Source organism: Coprobacter fastidiosus (assembly GCF_030296935.1).
Lineage (GTDB): Bacteria > Bacteroidota > Bacteroidia > Bacteroidales > Coprobacteraceae > Coprobacter > Coprobacter fastidiosus.
In genome coordinates this window covers 890,131-904,768 of sequence record NZ_AP028032.1, presented here as the reverse complement: position 1 = coordinate 904,768, position 14,638 = coordinate 890,131, and the positions used below count along the sequence as shown (strand labels likewise).

13 protein-coding genes are annotated in these 14,638 nt (G+C 39.0%); 1 reads left to right on the top strand and 12 read right to left on the bottom strand.

Annotated features, from left to right (window positions below):
* Positions 1-136 precede the first annotated feature (136 nt).
* The 12 genes from QUE35_RS03655 to nfo form a co-directional block, all read right to left on the bottom strand.
* A complete protein-coding gene (locus QUE35_RS03655; protein ID WP_009319350.1) occupies positions 137-679 on the bottom strand; it encodes a 2-oxoacid:ferredoxin oxidoreductase subunit gamma family protein in 543 nt (180 codons plus the stop codon).
* Between the two features lie 19 nt (positions 680-698).
* Positions 699-1,460, bottom strand: a complete 762-nt coding sequence (locus QUE35_RS03650) for a thiamine pyrophosphate-dependent enzyme (RefSeq protein WP_009319351.1) — start codon at positions 1,458-1,460, stop codon at positions 699-701.
* Positions 1,461-1,552: 92 nt separating this feature from the next.
* Entirely contained in the window at positions 1,553-2,632 is a 1,080-nt protein-coding gene (locus QUE35_RS03645; protein WP_009319352.1) for a 3-methyl-2-oxobutanoate dehydrogenase subunit VorB, read from the bottom strand.
* Between the two features lie 43 nt (positions 2,633-2,675).
* Positions 2,676-2,903 carry a 4Fe-4S dicluster domain-containing protein gene (locus QUE35_RS03640; RefSeq protein ID WP_009319353.1) on the bottom strand — a complete coding sequence of 76 codons (228 nt, stop codon included), beginning with the start codon at positions 2,901-2,903 and terminating at the stop codon, positions 2,676-2,678.
* A 374-nt stretch (positions 2,904-3,277) separates the two neighbouring features.
* Positions 3,278-5,713: a glycoside hydrolase family 95 protein gene (locus QUE35_RS03635; RefSeq protein WP_031258501.1), complete on the bottom strand. Its 2,436-nt coding sequence runs from the start codon at positions 5,711-5,713 to the stop codon at positions 3,278-3,280.
* A 165-nt stretch (positions 5,714-5,878) separates the two neighbouring features.
* On the bottom strand, positions 5,879-8,686 hold the full coding sequence (locus QUE35_RS03630; protein ID WP_022600987.1) for a M16 family metallopeptidase: 2,808 nt from the start codon (positions 8,684-8,686) through the stop codon (positions 5,879-5,881).
* Positions 8,687-8,716: 30 nt separating this feature from the next.
* The gene (locus QUE35_RS03625; protein ID WP_009319356.1) at positions 8,717-9,295 is read right to left on the bottom strand and encodes a response regulator transcription factor; all 579 of its coding nucleotides are present in this window, start codon (positions 9,293-9,295) and stop codon (positions 8,717-8,719) included.
* 15 nt (positions 9,296-9,310) lie between these two features.
* Positions 9,311-10,021, bottom strand: coding sequence for a LuxR family transcriptional regulator (locus QUE35_RS03620; protein WP_022600989.1), 711 nt, complete (start codon positions 10,019-10,021; stop codon positions 9,311-9,313).
* Between the two features lie 37 nt (positions 10,022-10,058).
* Positions 10,059-10,598 carry a 5-formyltetrahydrofolate cyclo-ligase gene (locus QUE35_RS03615; protein ID WP_022390009.1) on the bottom strand — a complete coding sequence of 180 codons (540 nt, stop codon included), beginning with the start codon at positions 10,596-10,598 and terminating at the stop codon, positions 10,059-10,061.
* An 11-nt stretch (positions 10,599-10,609) separates the two neighbouring features.
* Positions 10,610-12,244, bottom strand: a complete 1,635-nt coding sequence (locus tag QUE35_RS03610; RefSeq protein ID WP_022600990.1) for a S41 family peptidase — start codon at positions 12,242-12,244, stop codon at positions 10,610-10,612.
* 64 nt (positions 12,245-12,308) lie between these two features.
* Positions 12,309-12,737, bottom strand: coding sequence for a deoxycytidylate deaminase (locus tag QUE35_RS03605; RefSeq protein ID WP_031258503.1), 429 nt, complete (start codon positions 12,735-12,737; stop codon positions 12,309-12,311).
* Between the two features lie 100 nt (positions 12,738-12,837).
* Positions 12,838-13,677, bottom strand: a complete 840-nt coding sequence (gene nfo / locus QUE35_RS03600; RefSeq protein ID WP_009319361.1) for a deoxyribonuclease IV — start codon at positions 13,675-13,677, stop codon at positions 12,838-12,840.
* A gap of 210 nt (positions 13,678-13,887) precedes the next feature.
* Here nfo and QUE35_RS03595 point away from each other — a divergent pair, with 210 nt between their 5' ends.
* Entirely contained in the window at positions 13,888-14,637 is a 750-nt protein-coding gene (locus QUE35_RS03595) for an RNA methyltransferase (RefSeq protein WP_286262439.1), read from the top strand.
* Position 14,638 lies beyond the last annotated feature (1 nt).

Here is a 14,638-nt window from a genome sequence, read left to right as displayed (position 1 = left end):
ATAATGTATTTGTTTTTAATGTATTTGAGAATGTGAAAATATTATTTAGGTCTTATTTTCAATAGTATTGGATAAAATAAAAAAGGCGGCTGCTTTATAAAAGCGGTCGCCTTGTCCGGTTTGTATGGTATAGATTTTATACTTTCCGGATAATTTCCATTCCTTTCAAAATAGCCTGTTCGTTCATCGGAATCAATTTATGATGCCGTTCGGGTAAAGACTTCTTCAACCCTTTCAGCACATTTTCAAGAGATACCATCGGTTTTACTTTCAACAATCCGCCGAGCACGATCATATTGAATGCTTTCGAATTTTCCATTTCGATTGCAGTGTCCATAGCATCTATACGATATATATCGATATCTTTTCGAGTAGGAGCGTGGTGTATTCCGTAACCGTCGTATATTAGGATTCCGCCTGGCTTTACTTTGTTTTCAAATTTCTCTAAAGACGGCTGATTCAGAATAATAGCGACGTCGAAAGTATTCAATACGGGAGAACTGATACGTTCATCACTTAAAATAACAGTTACATTGGCTGTTCCGCCACGTTGTTCCGGTCCGTAAGAAGGCATCCAACTTACCTCTTTATCTTCCATAAGACCCGAATAAGCCAGAATTTTACCCATCGAAAGGACACCTTGCCCACCGAAACCGGCTATAATTATTTCTTCTTTCATTGTGATCGGTTTTTACAAATTATTCATTTTTCAAATCTCCTAACGGGTATTTGGCAAACATGTTTTGTTCCATCCATTTATTTGCTTGATCCGGAGTCATTTTCCATCCGGAGTTACAAGTCGAAACAAATTCGACCAATGAAGTCCCTTTGCGTGCCATAGAGTTCTCAAAAGCCTGACGTAATGCTTTCTTCGCTTTTTTTACGGCAGCAGCCGTGTGCACGCTTTGACGTGTAACATAACATGTCCCGTCTAATTGTGCTACGAGATTTGATATTTTTAGCGGATAACCATTTAATTCTACATTTCTTCCGTAAGGGCAAGTTGCCGTTACCATTCCTTCTAATGTCGTAGGCGCCATCTGTCCGCCGGTCATACCGTAGATTGCGTTATTAATGAATATGATAACGATGTTTTCCCCTCGGTTGCAAGCATGAATAGTTTCTGCCGTACCGATAGCGGCTAAGTCTCCGTCACCTTGATATGTAAATACCATTTTTGACGGATTCAGACGTTTTACGGCGGTCGCTATTGCCGGTGCACGTCCGTGTGCCGCTTCGAGCCAGTCGATGTCGATATAATTGTAGGCAAACACAGCACAACCTACCGGAGCGATACCGATGGCTTGTTCTTCCATTCCCATTTCATCGATAACTTCGGCGACAAGTTTGTGGACAACTCCGTGGCTGCATCCCGGACAATAGTGCATGGGATTATCGTTCATCAGCCTCGGTTTGTCATATACGAGGTTTTCGGGTTTTATGATTTCGTTTACATCCATAATCTTGAGTTTTTAATCGTCTGTAAGAATACTTTCGTACTCTTTTGTAAAAAGGTTTCGATTTTATCCTTTGTAAAAAGGAAATGCCCGGATTACATCAATTTCTGTTTAAGAGCATTGAGCACTTCATCCGGAGTAGGAACGATTCCTCCTAAGCGGCCGAAATGTTCGACTTTAACTTTTCCGTTGACGGCCAAGCGTATATCTTCGACCATTTGCCCGGCATTTAATTCTACCGAAATCATACCTTTTACCTTATTTGCATATTCGGCAATGATTTTCGATGGGAAGGGCCATAATGTGATCGGACGCAATACCCCTACTTTTATGCCTTCTGCGAGGGCCATTTCTTGTGTTTTCAGACAAATACGGGCCATTGAACCGAATGCTATCATTAAATAATCGGCATTTTCGCAACCGATCTCTTCATAGCGCACTTCCGCTTCTTCTATTTTGCGGTATTTGGCTTGAAAACGAATATTGTTTTCTTCCATGATAGCCGGGTCGAGTTCCAAAGATGTGATAACGTTCCGTTTGTGTCCGGCTAGTTTACCTTGAGTTGCCCAAGGCATTTGTTTACGTATCTCTTCTTCGGTGCGACGTGGCCGGAAAGGCGGCAAAACCACTTTTTCCATCATTTGACCGATAATACCGTCTGCAAGAATTATGGCGGGATTATTATATTTAAAAGCCAGATCGAAGCCTAAAGCGACGAAGTCTGCCATCTCTTGTACTGAGGCCGGTGCTAAAGTAATAAGACGATAATCTCCGTGTCCTCCTCCTTTTACTGTTTGGAAATAGTCTGCCTGACTCGGTTGTATAGTTCCTAAACCGGGACCTCCTCGCATGACGTTAACGATAAGGCAGGGAAGTTCGGCTCCTGCAATATATGAAATACCTTCTTGTTTCAAACTGACTCCCGGACTTGAAGATGATGTCATCACGGCTTTTCCGCATCCGGCACCACCATAAACCATATTGATTGCAGCTACTTCGCTTTCTGCTTGAAGTACCACCATGCCGGTAGTCTCCCAAGGTTTCAATTCCATTAATGTCTCCATAATCTCAGATTGCGGAGTGATAGGGTAACCGAAATATCCGTCTGCTCCATAACGTATGGCAGCATGGGCTATTGCCTCGTTTCCCTTCATTAATTTTACATCTTCTGTCATATCTTGTTCTTATTTTAAAGTGAAGAGAGTGGGAGACTCTCGTTTATAGTTTTACTTTATATACGGTAATACATCCGTCGGGACAAACATAACCGCAACTGGCACATCCGATACAATTATCGGGATTTTTCATGTATGCATAATGATACCCTTTATCGTTTACCTCTTTCGGCTGGAGAGCCAACACGTCAGCAGGACATGCCACAACGCAAAGTTCGCATCCTTTGCAACGCTCGTTGTTCACTACAACAGCACCTTTTATCTTAGCCATACTTAAAAAGATTTGTTTTATTCACGCAAATGTAGCCTTTTATTTTGAAAATAGTTCCGAAAACAACGATTTTTCTATATAAACAAAATTCAATATTCGGTTAATCGCGTTAATTTGTAACAGCTTAGAACTTATTTAAACTTTACTCAGGTAGAATTTGAAAAAAATTTCCATAAATAGTCGAATAGTCGATTTCCCTCTGGAGAAATTGTACCGATATTGCCAATAACATAGATCGGAAGAAAATATAAAAATGACCTGATAATATTTTTATCGGAAAATTTAGATGACAGGTTTTTATATCGTAATTTAAATTTTATAAAAAATGCCGGTATTCTTTATTTGAAAGTACCGGCATTTTATAATGATTGTTATTAATGTTTCCCGTCTCGCTCTACTTCGTAAGTCTTTCCGGGTTCTGTCATTATATCATATTCATACACTTTGTATAATAGAGGATATTGGGGATTGATTTTCGGAGAAATTAAGGGAGTTTTTATGTTTGCCGTTTGGTAAAGGGGGTTAGGGTTATTACCTTTGGCCGGCTTTATTCCGTCTCCTTTTAAAGGAACGTAAGAGCGAATTCGCAGGTTTCCTCCGAGCTTTGATAATATACGGGCTTTATTGAGTTGTACACCGTCCCAGTCCATACTGACTTCAAAACCTCCGCGTGCCATAAGGCCGTTTACACTTCCTCTGCGCCACACATCGGGTAAGGCTGGCAACAAATGTACAGCCCCGTCGTGACTTTGTAGTAACATTTCGGCTACACCGGCCGTATATCCGAAGTTCCCGTCTATTTGGAAAGGTGGATGTGCATCAAAGAGATTCGGATATGTTCTTCCATCATTATTACCCTTCTCTACCAGCATCAACATGTTTTGTATGATTTTGTAGGCGTGGTTACCGTCTAGCAAACGTGCCCATAAATTAATTTTCCATCCGATAGACCAGCCTGTCGCTTTATCGCCTCTGTAAACTAAAGAGTTGCGGGCAGCTTGGAAAAGTTCGGGATGATTGTACGGTGAAATTTGATTGCTGGGATATAGACCGTATAGATGTGAAACGTGACGGTGGTCATTGTTGGGATCATCTACGTCTTGAAGCCATTCTTGCAATTGGTTATACTGGCCGATTTGCATAGGAGCAAGGCGATCTATCATATTTTGCAATTTATTGCAGTAATCCGCATCTCCATTTAATATTTTAGTTGCTTGCAAGGCGTTTGAGAGAGCGTCGAATGCGATCTGATTGTCCATCGTGCAACCGGCTACGATAGAGTTACCGTTACCTCTCGGTCCATGTTCCGGAGAACTTGACGGTACGGTTACCATCCATTTATATGTCGGGTGTTCTGTCAAAAAATCGAGGAAAAAATCGGCAACGCCTTTTAGTGCCGGATAAACATCTTGTAGATATTCCTTATCTCCGGTGTAAAGATAATGTTGCCAGACGTGTTGAGAGAGCCAAGCTCCACCATTGGGCCATACATAATCTGCGCCATCGACAGGGCCGCAGCTGCGCCATAAGTCTGTATTGTGGTGTGTTACCCATCCGTTGCAACCGTACATCTCTTTTGCAGTCTCTTGTCCGCTTACCGAAAGCTCTTTAACCATTTGGATCAGAGGTTCATGTGTTTCACTAAGATTGGTTACTTCTGCAGGCCAGTAATTCATCTCTGTATTAATGTTTATCGTGTATTTACCGTCCCACGGAGCTTGTAATTTTTCGTTCCAGATTCCTTGAAGATTTGCCGGTTGACCTCCGGGCTGGGATGAAGATATGAGTAAATAACGTCCGAATTGGAACATTAATACGGCGAGGGAGATATCATTCCCGTTTTTAAAGTTTTTTACTCGTAAATGGGTCTCTTCTTGTGCCTCTTTAGACGTGCCGAGATCCAATGTTACTCGATCGAATTGCTTTTTGTAGTAAGCAATGTGATCGGCCAAAGCTTTTTCATAAGGTTTCTTTAGTGCTGCTTTCATATAAGCGTCTGCACGTTTATGCTCATTTGCACTTACATCATTGTAATTAACAAAGTTTGTAGCGGCTGAAATATAGATAGTAGCGGTCGTTGCATCGGAAACTGAAATTTTATTGTCCGAAGTTTTTACTTTGCCGTCTGTCGTTTTTATGAATGTCTGGTTTTCAAGTCGGATAACACCGGGCACGCCTTCATGATCAGCACCTTTTCCTGATAGAATTAATTTCCCTTTTTTGGTGGAAACGGAGTGTTTTAACGGTGATACATAGTCGGCTGTAAAATTCAAAGCTCCTTGTTTATCACTGGTGATTTGCATGATTACTACATTATCGGCAAATGACGTAAATAACTCTCGTGTATAGGTTACACCGTTTACTTTGTAACGAGTGGTAGCAACAGCTCTTGTTAAATCTAAGTCTCGGTAGTAATCTGTGTAATTTTCATGTCCGTCAAAATGCAACTTTAAACTTCCTATGGTTTGGTAAGGCATTCCGTTGCGGGGAGTCCTGAATTTTTTTTCCATGATCGGTTTGGCCTCTTTTGATTTACCTTCGAAAATGAGACGTCGTACTTCTGGCAGAATGTCTTTTGCTTCCGGATTGTCATTGCGGTGTGGGCCGCCTCCCCATACAGTCTCTTCATTTAGTTGAATTTCTTCGTTATCTGGAATTCCGTAGACCATTGCTCCCAGTCGGGAATTTCCTAAGGGTAAAGCTTCGACCCATTGTGTCGCAGGCTGTTTGTACCATAGCTTTAGATTTTCAGCTTTTACCGGAAGAGCGCACATGATTAGAAAAGTGCTTGATAGAAAAATCTTTTTCATGATAGTGTGTGTTATGTAAATATTATGTGTTTTTATAAATTCGACGGGAATGGATTGTCCGGAGGCGAATTTAAGAATAAAAAATGGAATATAAGAACGCCATGCCTCAGAAAAACAAGGCATGGCGCTTTTGTAATAGTTGTTATTTTATGAGGTGTTGGAAACTTATTCTTGTACACCTTTCATCGAAACTTCAATAAATGCGGCTTTTGAAAATAACTTTTTCATTAATTTTTGGATACTTTCCGGAGTCTGTTTTTTTACAATATCTTCGAATCCCGACATATTATCAATACCGTACCGGTTATATGTATTGATTACTCCTAACCAGTATTTATTTTCATGCAAATTTTCCGTATGACTTTTCAGCATGTATTCTTTTACTTTATTGAAATCTTTTTCCGAAGGTCCTTCATTTATGGTCTTTTCCAATTCAGAAATAGCTCGTTTCTGGAGTTTTTCCTGCATTTCGGGATTTGTGTCGAACCCGAAAAGGAACATCCACGTGTCTGTTTCTTTAGAAAGGACAGATTGAGTCCCGACTCCGTATGTTCCGCCTTCTTCCTCTCGAATGGTCGCTGTGTAAACAATATCCATAATTTGGTCGAACATGTTCAGTTTTATGTTGTTTTCCAAAGAGTATTTACATTTGCCTACATACGCCCCATATACTGTTGAAGTCAGGGTCTGCATGGGTTTTTCAAAATGGTTAGTATAATTATCCATGCGAATTCCCACTTTATCCGTACCCGGTTTTTCTTTGCTGTATGTAGATGGGAGAGAAGCAATGTATTTTTCTACCAACGGTTTCAGTTCTTTTTCATCAATATTTCCGACAAAAGTAAATGTGAAATCAGAAGCGTCTCCAAACCGTTCTTTCCATATTTGCAATATCCTGTCATAGTCGGTTTGGTCTATTTCTTCAGGTTTCAGACTCATTTTTCTCGGGTTCTCTTTATATAGAGCTACATTGAGAGAATCTTTGAAAGCTGCACGAGGATTGGCGCTGACATTTTTCAACATGTCCTTTATTTTGCTTTTCCATGCTTCTACAGCTTCTGGATCTTTATGCTGATCTGTAAATGAGAGATAAAGCAACTGCATTAATGTAACCAAATCTTTAGGAGTAGAACTTCCGTTAACGATTTCAGAGCGGTCGTCCAGTCCTATGCTCAGAGATACGTTTTTTCCGGCCAATACTTTTTTTAGATCTATGTTATTAAAGTTTCCTAATCCTCCCAAATCTATAATATTATTGAATATTTTAAGGTTGGGAATATCTTTGTCTTCGTATAACAGATTTCCGCCTTTGCTGATGCCGGTCATTAAAATTTCGTCATCTTTAAACGTCGTTGGTTTAATAACGACTTTAGCACCGTTTGATAGAGTCCATATCGTTGTACCGAATTTTTTGTCGGTAGTCGTTTTTATTATGCTTCCGGCTTTAGGTTCGTGGCTGATTAACGGTTCGTTCGAAACTTTATCGGTATAAGGTTGAAGTTCCTCATTTTTAATCTCTTTTAAAAGAGTCAGTATTTCTGCTTCCGATGGATATGAAACTCCGTCTTTTTCTGGTCCGGTAATAGTAACTACGATATTTTCTTCTCCGATAAGGTCTTGTATGTATTTGTTTACTTGTTCGATACCGGTAGAAGCAGCGACTTTATTTAAAAGCATATAGTCGGTTTCGATACCGCATATTGATCCTCCATCTGTAAAATGGCTGACATATTCTTCAACATAAGAATTATTCTTTTGCTTTTCCCGTTCTTTATACATACTTTCGATCATACTCAACAGATTAGCCTTTGCCCGTTCATATTCCGATTCGGTGAACCCAAATCGGTTTACACGTTCGGTTTCTTGGAGAAGAGCCTTAAGTACTTTTTGAGTTTCTCCCTCTTTACTGACAGCCATAGTCGTAAATGCATCCATTGTTTTGGAAACAATAAAATTTGCGTCATAGCTGTATGCAGACATGAAAGGGGCATTCGGCTTTTCCGATATTTCTTTTAGACGATCGTTCAACATCATTGAAGTGACCGATTTAAGGTAAATACCGGCAATACCTGCAATAGTAGCTTTCAGCTCTTTGGTCATAGGTTTGTGTTTGTAATATACGGTCACTTGACTACCTGTAGCTTCTTTATCTTTTGCAATGGCGATAATCGGTTCTTTATTGTCGGGGACAGTATAGTAGATTCGTTCGGCAGCATTTTCCGGTTTGGGAATGGTATTGAAAATTTCCTTTAGTTTTTTTTCTGTTTTATCTGCATCTATATCTCCTACAATAATAATTCCTTGTAAGTCGGGACGATACCATTTGTGATAATAATCTTTTAATGTTTGGTAAGGAAAGTTCATAACTATATCCATTGTCCCGATAGGCATACGGTTGGCATATTGGCTACCTGCGAATACCTGTGGAATAAGTTTTTCGAGAATACGCATGTTGGCGTTGGTTCGGGTTCTCCATTCTTCTCTAATTACCCCCCGTTCTTCATCGATTTCTTTGTCTTCCAAGGCAATGGCATTAGACCAGTCGTGTAAGATGAGCAGACATGAATCAACGATACCTTCACGGTTTACAGGAACATTTGATATGTTATAAACCGTCTCATCGAATGATGTATATGCATTTACATCTGTTCCGAATTTTACTCCATTCGATTCTAAATAATTCAGCATCGATTTGCCCGGAAAATTTTTACTTCCGTTAAAAGCCATGTGTTCCAGAAAATGAGCAAGACCTCTTTGGCTGTCGTTTTCTAATATCGAACCGACGTTTTGTGCGATATAAAATTCGGCTCTATTTTTAGGAAATGCGTTATGACGAATATAATAGGTCAGCCCGTTTTCCAGCTTTCCATATTTAACTTGCGGGTCGATAGGCAGAGGGGCCATTTGTTGGGCATATGTTATCAACCCGAATACAGACAATAAAATAATTGTTGTTACACTGCGTAATTTCATTACTTTCTTATTTTAATTAATAATTTTCATTTATTCAATTTCTGCAGAAGAAACATATCCGTTCATCATCGCATAAAAACTGAGTCCGGACACACTTTTTATTCCCAATTTGGCTGTGATGTTTTTTCTGTGACTCAAAACCGTATTGATACTGATATTGAGTCGGTCTGCAATCTCTTTGTTAAGAAATCCTTGTGCTATAAGTTGTAGTACTTCTATTTCTCTGGGAGACAGTTCTTCCTGACTTTCGTTCGAAAATTTTTGACATGTGCGTTCGATCAGGTTTTGTAATTGTTCGATCAAAGAGTTTTGTTCCGAGCGTATGCAAAGCTGGTATTCTATATTTGAAAAGTCCGTTTGCGGATAACTACAGTCTGTCAGCAGAATGGTTTTCCCTTTACGCGGAAGGAAAAAATCATAATGGAGCAGAAATGTATCCGGAAATGTGAAGTATAAATCATATTTCTCCGGAGATTCTGATAAAAAATATTCGGTATCGGTATATACCGTGATATTCCCGGCAGAAAAATAATCGGTTAGAATTTGTTTCAATCCGATATTGATCAATGTAACAGGAGAGATAATCGCAATATCTTTATTATGTAACATTAAGCCTGATTCGTTTTAGTTGTCGTTTTTTCCTCGTTTCATAGCTTCATTCATCGGTAACAAAATTCTGTTGCGAATGCGGTTATGTTGTTTTATATCTTTTTCAAGCGTATAAATCGCGAAAATTACCCCATAGCAGAGGTTCGGATCTATCGTCCCGGACAAATGCATAACAAACAAACTGGTGAGATCATGAAGCTTTTCTTCTAAAGAGTTTTGCTCATCATACGATCCTTTTGTCGGAAGTTTTATTCCATCGGGACGTTGGTTGCCTATTTTTTCAGACAGTAGTTTTATTTCGGGAAACCATACAGCCCGGTCATGCTCGATACGGCTCAATAACTCATTTTTCACTTTTAGAAAAAATTGATGTATCAATTCGAGATTGTTTCCCGAAGTCCCACTGTACTGAATGAGCGAATTGAAATGTCGCTCAATATTAGGTAACTGAAAGCACTCATAATAAATGTTGGTTTTTGTCAGATAGTCTACTATTTGAGTCGCACAAAACGTTTTTAGCCTGTTTTCCGGAAAAAACTCTTCATTGATGAATGTGTTTAGTATTGTGAGAAAGAAATCCGTATCGAGAGAATTTTCTTCACAAACCGAGCGGATACTCTTGTCTCCTATACCTAATGTGATCCCGAACCGGTTTAATACGGGTATCAATGTCGGTTCATGCAATATGATGTCGCAGAGCTTCATATCTGCATATACTAAAGGCATATTCTTTAATTATTAGAAAGTTTAAATATTCACACAGTTATATGATTCCCGATTCCGTGATTATGTAGTCCATCGGAATATCATGTTTCTCTACAGGCAAAAAGTCTGTAATCTGACAATCGTAACAGATTCCTATTTTGCATGTTTCAACTTGTGATAGTAACCTGTCGTAATATCCTTTGCCTCGTCCCAGCCGATTACGTTTTTTGTCGAAAGCGACTCCCGGAATAATGATCATATCTATAACCGAAAGATCGGTAATTCTGTCTCCTTGAGACTCGATGATTCCGTAACGTCCTGTTTTGAGTTTTTCCGGATGATAATTTCTGATTATCAGATTGTCCCCTTTTACGGCTGGAAGTAAGAGGCGTTTATCTTCTTTCCATAATCTCAAAAAAGAAGAAGTATCTACTTCATCCGGTAAAGAATGATATAAAAGAATCGTTTTTGCCTGTTTAAATTCCGGCAACTGTTCTATACGACATCTGATCTGTTCCGAGAATCGGGTTCGCTCTTCTGCCGTTATATTTTTTTTTAGGTCTTTTATGCTCATTCTGATGTCAGACTTCTTGCACATGACTTTATTTTTTATTTATCAGGTATTTCCGGAAAACCTTTATTTTCATCAAGAATATCTACTGCTTTCAGAAATGTTTTATCTTCCAGCATCAATATCGGATAAAATGCTTCATCTCCCAATAAATTCCGGGCTATATAAGCATGTAATTGGTTATTTATTATTTTTCGGGAAATATTAATATATACCGGACGGGGTTTTACTCCTTTTGATGCGGCATATATAACAAACTCATCAAGTAAAGGTTTCCGTTTCAAATATTGCAATAGACTTCCGTAATCTTTAAATTGAGATAGTTCTTTTCTGTGTTTATTCGTATATTCCAGAGCGAACTGATAAATAATACCGTTATTTACGACATTGTTCAGGTAGGACGTGATACCGATTGTATCTCGGGGTACGAATATGTCCGGCATAATACCGCCTCCACCATATACAATGCGTCCGTTTCGAGTTTCGTAGCTTAAGGAATCGTTTAGCTTGATGCTGTCTTTTGTATCGAATTCTCCATGCAAGAAACGGTTCATCAGATCTTGATTGTAATCTTCTATATCCCCCATCTTATACTCTTTTTGTATCGATCTTCCGGAAGGGGTATAATATCTGGCGATAGTCAGGCGTATGGCCGATCCATCGGAAAAAGGAATCTGCTGTTGTACCAGTCCTTTCCCGAATGAACGTCTTCCTACTATCGTACCGCGGTCATTATCTTGAATTGCTCCTGCAAAAATCTCGCTTGCAGATGCAGACCATTCATCCATAAGTACGACCATTTGATTATTTTGAAAAGCCCCTGTCCCGTCCGAGTAGGCTTCGTTTCCTTCACTGCGGGGAAAAGCCTTTCCTTCGGTATATACGATCAATTGGTCTTTGGGAAGAAACTCATTAACCATTTTAATTGCGGCATCCATGTATCCTCCTGTATTGCCCCGTAAATCGATAATATATCGGTCAGCACCTTCCTTTCGCAATTTAGCCAAAGCATTCATAAATTCATTGTAAGTATTACGCCCGAATTTACTGATCTTCAGATATCCTGTTTTGTCATTTATTTTGAATGATACATCTACGCTATTGACAGGAATGTCGCCTCGAGTGATGGTAAAATTAAGCAGTTTCTTTGCCGATGAACGTTTTATACCTAAATCAACTTTAGAGTCTTTTAGACCTCTCAACTTCTTCATTACTTTATCCATAGGTTCTACGCTTTTACCCACAAAAACCGTATCGTTGATCGTAACAATTCGGTCTCCCGGGAGAATCCCTGCTTTTTCTGATGGTCCGCCGGGTATAACACTGACTACCGTAATCGTATCGTTCAATATACTGAATTGTATGCCGATACCGCTGAAGCTTCCCTCCAGTTCTTCATTTACGCTGAGCAGATCTTTGGCTGGAATATATGCAGAATGGGGATCTAATTCTCCGATAATTTTAGGCATTGCGTTTTCTACCAGCTTGTTGATATTTACTGTATCGACATATTGACTTTGGATGATGCTCAATAGAGTTTCTATTTTATTCTGTTTTGCAAAAATACGAGAACCTATTGTACTGGCTTGATGGTAAAAACGTCCTATACAAATTCCCAAAACGATACTTATTGCAATGATAAAAGGAAGCCAGATTGCGGTTTTTTTCTTCATAATCGATATTACCTGTAAAACTTCTATATATTAATTTAAGAGTCTGCTTTTAATGTTGGTTTCACTATTTGACCTCAACAAAATCAACTTCTATTCCGGCTTTTTTTAAGAGGTCTATTCCATCATTCAGTCTATAATATTCTGAAAAAACGACTCGGCGTATTCCGGATTGAATGATCAGTTTGGCACATTCTATGCATGGTGAAGATGTGACATATAGGGTTGCTCCATCACTGCTATTATTCGATCGTGCGACTTTCGTGATTGCGTTTGCTTCGGCATGTAAAACGTATGGGTATGTACGGTCGTTTTCGTCTTCGCAAACATTTTCAAATCCTGCAGGAGTTCCGTTATATCCGTCCGATATTATCATTTTTTCTTTAACGATAAGCGCTCCGACTTTTCTGCGTTTACAATATGAATTTTCCGCCCAAATAAGAGCCATACGTATATAACGTTTGTCCAATGTTAATTGTTTATCTTCCGAGTTCATCTTTTCTATATTAAAATTCGGATATATTTCCATCAATTTTATGCAAATGTACGTCTTTTCAGCTATATATCATTTTTTTTCTCCTAAATAAACCCAAATTTTATATCTGTTCTTTTAGCCATTGAATTTCTTCTGCCCAGATCGATTCATCAGGAGTTTCAAGAATCAGCGGAATATTATCCATTCGAGGGTCTTGCATGATGCGGCGGAACAATTCTTTTCCGAGAATGCCTTTCCCTAAACTGTCATGTCTGTCTACATGAGATCCTAAACCTTTTTTAGAATCGTTAAGATGCATTCCTCGTAAATATTTGAATCCGATGATTTCATCAAATTTTCGGAAAGTCGCTTCATAACTTTCTTCGGTCGTGAGGTCATATCCTCCGGCTATGGTATGGCACGTATCTATGCATACGCCGACACGGCTTTTGTCTTCTACTTTATCTATAATATAGGCGAGATGCTCGAATGCATAACCGACATTAGATCCTTGTCCTGCTGTATTTTCTATTACGGCCGTTACATCGTGTGTCGCATCCAATGTCATATTGATAGAGTCAGCAATGCGGTCGAGACATGTTTCGAGCGATATTTCTTTCAAATGGCTTCCCGGATGGAAGTTCAATAGTCGCAGGCCTAACTGTTCGCAACGTTGCATTTCGTCAAGGAAAGCTTCTCTTGATTTTTCGATTCCTTCGTTCGTAGGGTGTCCGAGATTAATCAAATAACTGTCATGCGGTAATATTTGTGCTGCTGTATAATTATATTTTTCGCATCGTTCATGAAATAAATCGATGCTTTCTCTGGAAAGCGGTGAAGATTTCCATTGCCTTTGATTTTTTGTAAATAAGGCAAATGCCGTAGCTCCTATCTTAAATGCGTTTTCCGGTGCATTTTCTACACCTCCCGAAGCGCTTACGTGTGCTCCTATATATTTCATAAATATCGAGTTTTAAGTTTGATAATAAATACAAATTTACACTTTTCTATTGGATATTGAAGCCTTCTATGCTATTTTCATTCAGAAATGGAAAAAGATTCTTTATCTTTGAAACGGTAAATAACATGAATGTATTTTTAGAACCTGTTTGAATTTCGTTCGGGTTGTTAAAAAGTGACTGAAAATCGCTTATTCGTATGTATCTGATATATGTTGAGTAAAAATAAAATAAAATTTGTCCATTCTCTTGAGCAGAAAAAAGCTCGACGGGAAACAGCATGTTTCGTTGCCGAAGGAAATAAATTGGTAAATGATACGATAAGAAGTTTTGATTGCAGATTATTGGTTGCAACGGCTTCTTGGCTTGAGGAGCATCCGGGATTAAGGGCTGAAGAAATTATAGAAGTGTCTTCGGAAGAGATCAAAAAAGTGTCATTGCAGAAGACGCCGCAAGACGTAATTGCCGTTTATCGTATTCCTGATTATTCTATAAATTTCGAGAGTTTGGACGGATGTCTCTCTATTGCTTTAGATACGGTACAAGATCCGGGAAATATGGGGACAATTATCCGTTTGGCAGATTGGTATGGTATTGAGAATATTTTTTGTTCTTTGGGTTGTGCAGATATATATAATCCTAAGACCGTACAGGCGACAATGGGGGACTTGGCGAGAGTGAAGGTTTGTTACGTAGATTTAAGGGATCTTTTTGAAACGGTAAAGATTCCGGTTTATGGAACGTTCTTGAATGGTGAAGATATATATAAGTCTGAGTTGACTTCACATGGAATTATTGTGATGGGAAATGAAGGGAAAGGCATATCTGAAAATTTAGAACGTTGTATTTCAAAACGTCTTTTTATTCCTAATTATCCGCAGGGAAGGGAAACGACGGAATCCCTTAATGTCGCGATTGCAACTGCCATTGTTTGTGCAGAATTCCGTCGTCGTATGCGATAAA

Bases quoted from the DNA above. Each gene is read 5' to 3' on its own strand.
- QUE35_RS03635 (WP_031258501.1), bottom strand. From the start codon at position 5,713: ATGAAAAAGATTTTTCTATCAAGCACTTTTCTAATCATGTGCGCTCTT.
- QUE35_RS03620 (WP_022600989.1), bottom strand. From the start codon at position 10,021: ATGCCTTTAGTATATGCAGATATGAAGCTCTGCGACATCATATTGCAT.
- QUE35_RS03655 (WP_009319350.1), bottom strand. From the start codon at position 679: ATGAAAGAAGAAATAATTATAGCCGGTTTCGGTGGGCAAGGTGTCCTT.
- QUE35_RS03595 (WP_286262439.1), top strand. From the start codon at position 13,888: ATGTTGAGTAAAAATAAAATAAAATTTGTCCATTCTCTTGAGCAGAAA.
- QUE35_RS03625 (WP_009319356.1), bottom strand. From the start codon at position 9,295: ATGTTACATAATAAAGATATTGCGATTATCTCTCCTGTTACATTGATC.
- QUE35_RS03640 (WP_009319353.1), bottom strand. From the start codon at position 2,903: ATGGCTAAGATAAAAGGTGCTGTTGTAGTGAACAACGAGCGTTGCAAA.
- QUE35_RS03610 (WP_022600990.1), bottom strand. From the start codon at position 12,244: ATGAAGAAAAAAACCGCAATCTGGCTTCCTTTTATCATTGCAATAAGT.
- QUE35_RS03650 (WP_009319351.1), bottom strand. From the start codon at position 1,460: ATGGATGTAAACGAAATCATAAAACCCGAAAACCTCGTATATGACAAA.
- QUE35_RS03615 (WP_022390009.1), bottom strand. From the start codon at position 10,598: ATGTGCAAGAAGTCTGACATCAGAATGAGCATAAAAGACCTAAAAAAA.
- nfo (WP_009319361.1), bottom strand. From the start codon at position 13,677: ATGAAATATATAGGAGCACACGTAAGCGCTTCGGGAGGTGTAGAAAAT.
- QUE35_RS03605 (WP_031258503.1), bottom strand. From the start codon at position 12,737: ATGAACTCGGAAGATAAACAATTAACATTGGACAAACGTTATATACGT.
- QUE35_RS03645 (WP_009319352.1), bottom strand. From the start codon at position 2,632: ATGACAGAAGATGTAAAATTAATGAAGGGAAACGAGGCAATAGCCCAT.
- QUE35_RS03630 (WP_022600987.1), bottom strand. From the start codon at position 8,686: ATGAAATTACGCAGTGTAACAACAATTATTTTATTGTCTGTATTCGGG.